This is a genomic window from Shigella sp. SIG6, assembly GCF_053555815.1.
In genome coordinates, this window is the sequence record NZ_JBQZXC010000162.1 from 1 (window position 1) to 6,319 (window position 6,319).

General features: G+C 38.5%; 1 protein-coding gene and 4 pseudogenes. 2 read left to right on the forward strand and 3 right to left on the reverse strand.

From position 1 onward, the window contains the following. Positions 1-1,536, reverse strand: a pseudogene (gene pgaA / locus ACUU1M_RS17920) (poly-beta-1,6 N-acetyl-D-glucosamine export porin PgaA); the annotation flags it as partial. A 586-nt stretch (positions 1,537-2,122) separates the two neighbouring features. Between pgaA and ACUU1M_RS17925 the strand changes: the two are divergent. Then, positions 2,123-3,482: pseudogene (locus ACUU1M_RS17925) on the forward strand (GGDEF domain-containing protein). A 97-nt stretch (positions 3,483-3,579) separates the two neighbouring features. Then, positions 3,580-5,190, forward strand: a pseudogene (locus ACUU1M_RS17930) (EAL domain-containing protein). A gap of 100 nt (positions 5,191-5,290) precedes the next feature. On the opposite strand, the gene ACUU1M_RS17935 reads toward ACUU1M_RS17930, so the two are convergent. Continuing rightward, entirely contained in the window at positions 5,291-5,782 is a 492-nt protein-coding gene (locus ACUU1M_RS17935; RefSeq protein WP_000194269.1) for a hypothetical protein, read from the reverse strand. 4 nt (positions 5,783-5,786) lie between these two features. After that, positions 5,787-6,319, reverse strand: a pseudogene (locus ACUU1M_RS17940) (winged helix-turn-helix domain-containing protein); the annotation flags it as partial.

Below are 6,319 nucleotides of genomic sequence, written 5' to 3' on the forward strand. Positions count from 1 at the left end.
AACCGCACGTTTTAAACGTACAACGCCGGGATCTTGCGGTTCACGTTCGACAACATCGTGCGTTAAGACAGCTGCCTGCTGCCATTCTTGTAACGTTAATGCTGTCTAGGCTTGTTCAACCTCCAGATTAATATTACGTGGCTCGATCACTTCTGCTTTTTTTAATTCATTTTCTGCTGCACGAGGCCAACCGCGGGCTTGTAACACACTCGCGTAATCAATGCGCAGTCCCTGATTTCCTGGTGCGTTATAAGCAAGCTCTCTGGCTGTCATTTCAGCCTGAGGAAGATCATTACTATATTTTGCTACGGTTGAGAGAAACGAATGCCCCTGTAACCAGGTATCATTCGGGATGCTCGTAGGCGTGCCCATTAACCGAAGGAAAGGCGGCGAAGTATTAATGGTATGTTGGGTGACAGTTAGCGCGCCCGGATAATTTTCACTCTCCAGGTGGCTGTAAAAGAGATCCGCAAGTTCTTCATCGGATAAATCCGGGGCAATGGTCTCCTTGTGATAAAAGAGCTCGGTCATTATTGACTGTGCTTTTTTCGGCTGATGATCTTTGAGATAAGCCGATGCAACCCAATATTGCCCCTAGGGCGGAATAATTTGCCCCGTCTTTTTTAATCGCTGATAGTGAGAAATAACGTCTTTATAACGATCGCGAGTTAATAACGCGCCAAGATGATCAACCTGAATACGCTGGTACTGGGCAGTGCGGTCTGGGTTATCGTGCCACAGAATTTCTAATGCAGCGTATTGGGCGAGGGCGCGATCGGCAATGGCATAACGTTCACTTTCACTGCGCGTAGGCATAAACGACAGTCTGACCAGTTCGGCATGAATATCAGCGCGAATATCTGGCGTTAAATTGGCATCGTCAATCGCGGCAGCAAGTTGATTATTACGTAATGCCTGCACGTATTCTGTGGGATATTGTTGCGTAGATGCATTTTCAGGTAATGACTCTGTCATCGCCCGTAATTCATCCTGATGACGCCCCGCCAGTTTATAGATATAGGCTTCTGCGAGTAAATTGGCTTTGTCCGGTGCTCCAGAGTTAAGCTGCTTAAGTTTAACCAGCGCAGTATCATAGTGACCCGCATCTGCCAGGGTTAAAATTTGTCCCCGTTGATAATCCTTATTTTGCGGCTCCAGAGAGAGCGCCTTTTGCCACAGTGTAAGCGAGTTTTGCCATTGTTGCAGGTTACGATAAGCGACGGCGACAGCTGCATAACCACGCGCTGGTAATTGCTGATGACGGTAGCGGTTGTAAACGGTAATAACCTGTTTATCTTGCCCGGCCCATAAGGCAATCTGTAACCAGTCAGCAATTTGGTTATTGCTGAGTGCTGATTTTAGTGCAAACCATGACAAAGCTGGCTGAGTATTACCCTTGCGAGCTTCAATAATCAATGCATCATAGGCGTTATTAACAGCACTCTTCGCCGCGGGACTCGCTGCTAAAAATGCGGCAGTAAGAAGTTTCAAAGCCCATTTGGTTTTCGGGCACCTTTTTCTGCTACTTGAATACATCCAGTATTACTCCATGTATTGCCAACATCTCTCTCTGTATCTAATTACAGGTAACTGAAAAGAAAGATATTTTTGCACCTCATAATCCGTTATTAAACGCGGAAGAGAGACGTGAATTGTTGATGATGAGAAGAAGAAATGATGAGCAGAGTGTCCATATAAAATCCTTTTCTCGCCCGAAAATCCATTCCAATGATGAGGATCTTCAGGAATACGGCATAAATCCCAATGCCTTTTTCAAAATAAATTAGGATTAAAATAATTAAATCAGTAAATTCCGATGCATGATTTCGGATTTTTCGAAAGTCCTGATGAAAGGCTGCGCTACGGCACTCACGGATTTAATTGTTATTCCTAATGTATCTATGAATTAATGTTTTATAAGGATTTTCTATAACCATTTATAAGTATTTTCAAGCCTGGCTTGTTGCAAACAATGTATAAAGCACTTAGGCAATAATAATTACATTCAGCAACTATCATCATCGGTATTGTTTGTGGGCGAAATTTCATATTGACAACAGTACAGTTCTTATATCTATTAATAATAGAAAGGGATCTACAACCTACAGATTGGTGTAGCTTTATGGAAAAAGACTATTTGAGAATTAGTAGTACTGTATTAGTGAGCTTATTGTTTGGGCTTGCTTTGGTTTTGGTGAATAGTTGGTTTAATCAGCCAGGCGTTGAGGAAGTTGTTCCACGATCAACCTATCTGATGGTAATGATTGCTTTATTTTTTTATCGATACTGTTGCATTTATTTTTATGCAGTTGTATTTCATTTATGACCGTAGGCAATTTTCAAACTGTATACTTAGTTTGGCTTTTCTGAGTTGTTTGATTTACTTTGTTAAAACCGTCATTATCATTCAGCAAATTATTGAGGGGCGTTTGACAAGCAGTGTTGTCCAAAATGACATTGCAATCTATTATTTGTTTCGTCAGATGAGTTTGTGCATATTAATATTTCTGGCATTGGTGAATAAAGTTAGTGAAAACACAAAACAGCGTAATTTATTTTCCAAAAAAATGACTTTGTGCATAAGTTTGTTTTTTGTTTTTGGGGGGCCGATAGTTGCTCACATACTTTCTAGTCATTATGAGAGCTACAATTTACACATTGCCGAGTTAACCAATGAAAATGGTCAGGTGGTTTGGAAAGCCTCATATGTTACCATAATGATTTTCATGTGGTTAACCTTGCTTTCGGTTAATCTATACTTTAATGGTTTACGCTATGATATCTGGAATGGAGTGACGGTGATTGCTTTTTGTGCCGTACTGTACAATATCTCTCTGTTATTTATGAGCAGGTATAGCGTGTCCACTTGGTATATTAGTCGCACTATTGAAGTAGTCAGTAAGTTAACCGTTATGGTAATATTTATGTGCCATATATTCAGTGCGCTACGAGTAACAAAGAACATTGCACATCGCGATCCCTTAACCAATATATTTAACAGAAATTATTTTTTTAATGAACTGACAGTTCAATCAGCATCAGCCAAAAAAACGCCTTATTGTGTCATGATTATGGATATCGACCACTTCAAAAAAGTCAACGACACCTGGGGGCATCCGGTTGGCGATCAGGTGATAAAAACAGTGGTGAATATCATTGGGAAAAGCATACGACCAGATGACCTTTTAGCGCGCGTCGGCGGCGAAGAGTTTGGCGTCTTGCTGACGGACATCGATACTGAACGTGCGAAAGCTTTAGCGGAAAGGATTCGGGAAAATGTTGAGCGTTTAACTGGCGATAATCCTGAATACGCTATACCACAAAAAGTGACGATTAGTATTGGCGCTGTTGTGACTCAGGAAAATGCGTTAAACCCGAATGAGATCTATCGACTGGCTGATAACGCACTATACGAGGCGAAAGAGACCGGGCGTAATAAGGTGGTTGTGAGGGATGTGGTGAATTTTTGTGAGTCACCATAAAGCGGCATTTTAGCGGGTGATTTTGGTAAGCGCTAAATAGCTATTCGCAGACTTGCGTAACAATTTTCAGAAATATCATAGTACTATATGATCTTAAATGCTGATCATTGATCAATCTGCTATCACCCGCTTTTACTGGCAATTGTACTATAATTTCTTAGGTTGCATCACCCTGATGCGTGGGGAAACATGTATGGTATTCAACAAAAAAATATTTGTACTCATTATAATACCAGGCATTCTGGGGGTGTTACTATCGTTTGCTATGTCAATATTTCAAATGAATAGAGATACGACAATTACCGCCGGTATTCTGTTAAAACAGCTTGATAATGTTACGCAAATTGTCCAGCATACGACAAAGCTTACCTCTATTCTGGTGATGAAGCCCTGCAAAGACATTCTTGAACAGTTGATTGCTAACGGAGCATTGACTCTCTATGTTCGAACAACGGGTCTTATAGAAAATAATTTCCAAATATGTTCTTCAGTTAGCGGTTTCAAAAAAATGAATGTTAACGATGTTTACGGTACGAGCTTTCACAATAAAAATAAAGAATCACGTATAGTATCAATTAGCGGTACAAGTTTTGTGCCAGGTAAAACAGCAATAGTGTTCCTTATGCCAATAGGGAATAATATGACAGCTTTTAGTATTGTAGAGTCACGATATATCTATGATCTAATGGATGTTCTTGATGATGAGAATAATGATTCATTTTCTCTTCGTTTTACTGAAGGGCCTGCAATTATTAGCGGTGTAAATAATAATGACAGGTTATATATGTTAAAAAGAGATTTTAATTCTGCGATCAGTCAGGCTCGTCTTACAGTTACTACGCCGATGATATCGTTATATCCCTATATCATTAGCAATGTGCTTTATATTTTGCCGTTATCTATTATTCTCTCTTTTATTCTCTATTTCTTATGGCAGCACTGGATGTCACGGAAAATGTCGCTGGCAGAAGAAATTAAAAAAGGAATGTCATCCGGAGAATTTTCTGTGCATTATCAACCAGTGTGCGACACGACAACCAAAGCGTGTCTGGGGGTTGAAGCGTTAATGCGCTGGCAACGCGAAGATGGTAAAAATATATCTCCGGTAGTTTTTATCCGCGCTGCAGAAGAGGAAAATTTAATAATACCGTTAACTAAACATCTCTTTGAACTGATTATTCAGGATGTACAAAGCTGGAAAGTGGAAAAAGCCGTTTCACCTTGGGATAAATATTGCCGCGGAACATCTTGCACATCCTGACTTTGTTGGTGATGTTTTACATATTAAAAATGCAATATCTGATAAATTTAATATTGTCCTTGAGATTACCGAACGCAATCTGGTTGAAGACACTGATCTTGCATTACAGAAAATAAATGAATTAAGGATCCATGGCTGTGAATTTGCAGTCGATGATTTTGGCACGGGATATTGTTCCCTTGGCCTTCTGCAAAAGTTGTCTGTTGATTATCTTAAAATAGATAAAAGCTTTATAGACACACTTACTACAGCGGAAGACGAAACGCCAGTTTTAGATATTATTATTAAGCTGAGTAATCGGCTCAATTTGATAACGATTGCAGAAGGTGTCAGTACTCCTCACCAGCAGAATATCTTATTCATAATAACGTGACATTAGTTCAGGGATACTTATATGAAAAACCAATGAAAGCGACAGAGTTTTATCAGTGGTATGTAAACAGATAAATAATTAAAAATATTGGAATGGTTTTGTATTGTCTTAAAATATAAACAAAGCAATCAGAATGTTATTAACTGATGACAAACGCCAGGATCAACAATGCTGTTAGTGAGTAATACATATGAATCGTGGTGTCCTGCCTGTAGAGAATATGTAGTTATAATCATTTTGACGCGTAACATAATAATTAATTGAAGTGTCTGCTTTTATGAAGAAATCAGAAGTGATATTTTCAAGGATTTCATCGCTGATGTTATCATCTTTTTGTATTTTTTGGATTTTAACTGTGGTGAGATAAACGGTATCACGGAATTTCTTGTATGTAAAACTCACATATCGGCGGATGAAGCCCATTTTTTTTCCATCTACCGTGTATGCGCCCGTGAGATACATGTTTCCTGTGTTATTTTCAGAAATCATATTTAACGAAAAATATTGATCCATTTTTGTATGATCGGTGAAATTAATAACATGGGCATTACATGATATGTTTTGCTCTGCTGGTTCATTGGAATGATGAAACGCAATATGGCTCAGAATTGCTGCAATAAAAGCACATAAAATTATTCCCGAAAACAGAAAATATCTTTGAGTCATATGATTACTCCGCTTTATAATAGAGAGAGTTGCAATTATTTGGTGATTCAGAGTTTAACATTTGACTACAGGTGAAAGCATAAAACCCGCTCATGCTATCATTTGTTGCAATGTAAATGTAAGGATGTATTTTGTAGTTGACTTCCATTTTCTGCAATTTTTCAATAATTGGTGATAGCATGTCTACGGAATTAAAGTAATTATTATCATAGAAATAACTGCATCCTTCCTGAGTAGGGTGTTGAGCATAATTTGAGAAAGCATCTATTTTTTTATAGTGTGAGATTTGCTTTGAAAAGCCATATCGAAAAAATAAGAAGACATATAAACAATCCCCCATGCCGCAAAAAAAAACTATAAGTAATGTATTCTTTGTGGTAAATATACCTTTTGCAACGTGATTTTTATTTATATTTTCAGTGTGGGTGCCATTCTCTTCACTCTCAACACTTTCATTCTCATTGTGATTATTGTCGAGAACAGTTATGTTGATTTCTTCATTGATTTTGAAGCCTTTCCGTGGCACCGTTCTGATAA

Bases quoted from the DNA above. Each gene is read 5' to 3' on its own strand.
- ACUU1M_RS17935 (WP_000194269.1), bottom strand. From the start codon at position 5,782: ATGACTCAAAGATATTTTCTGTTTTCGGGAATAATTTTATGTGCTTTT.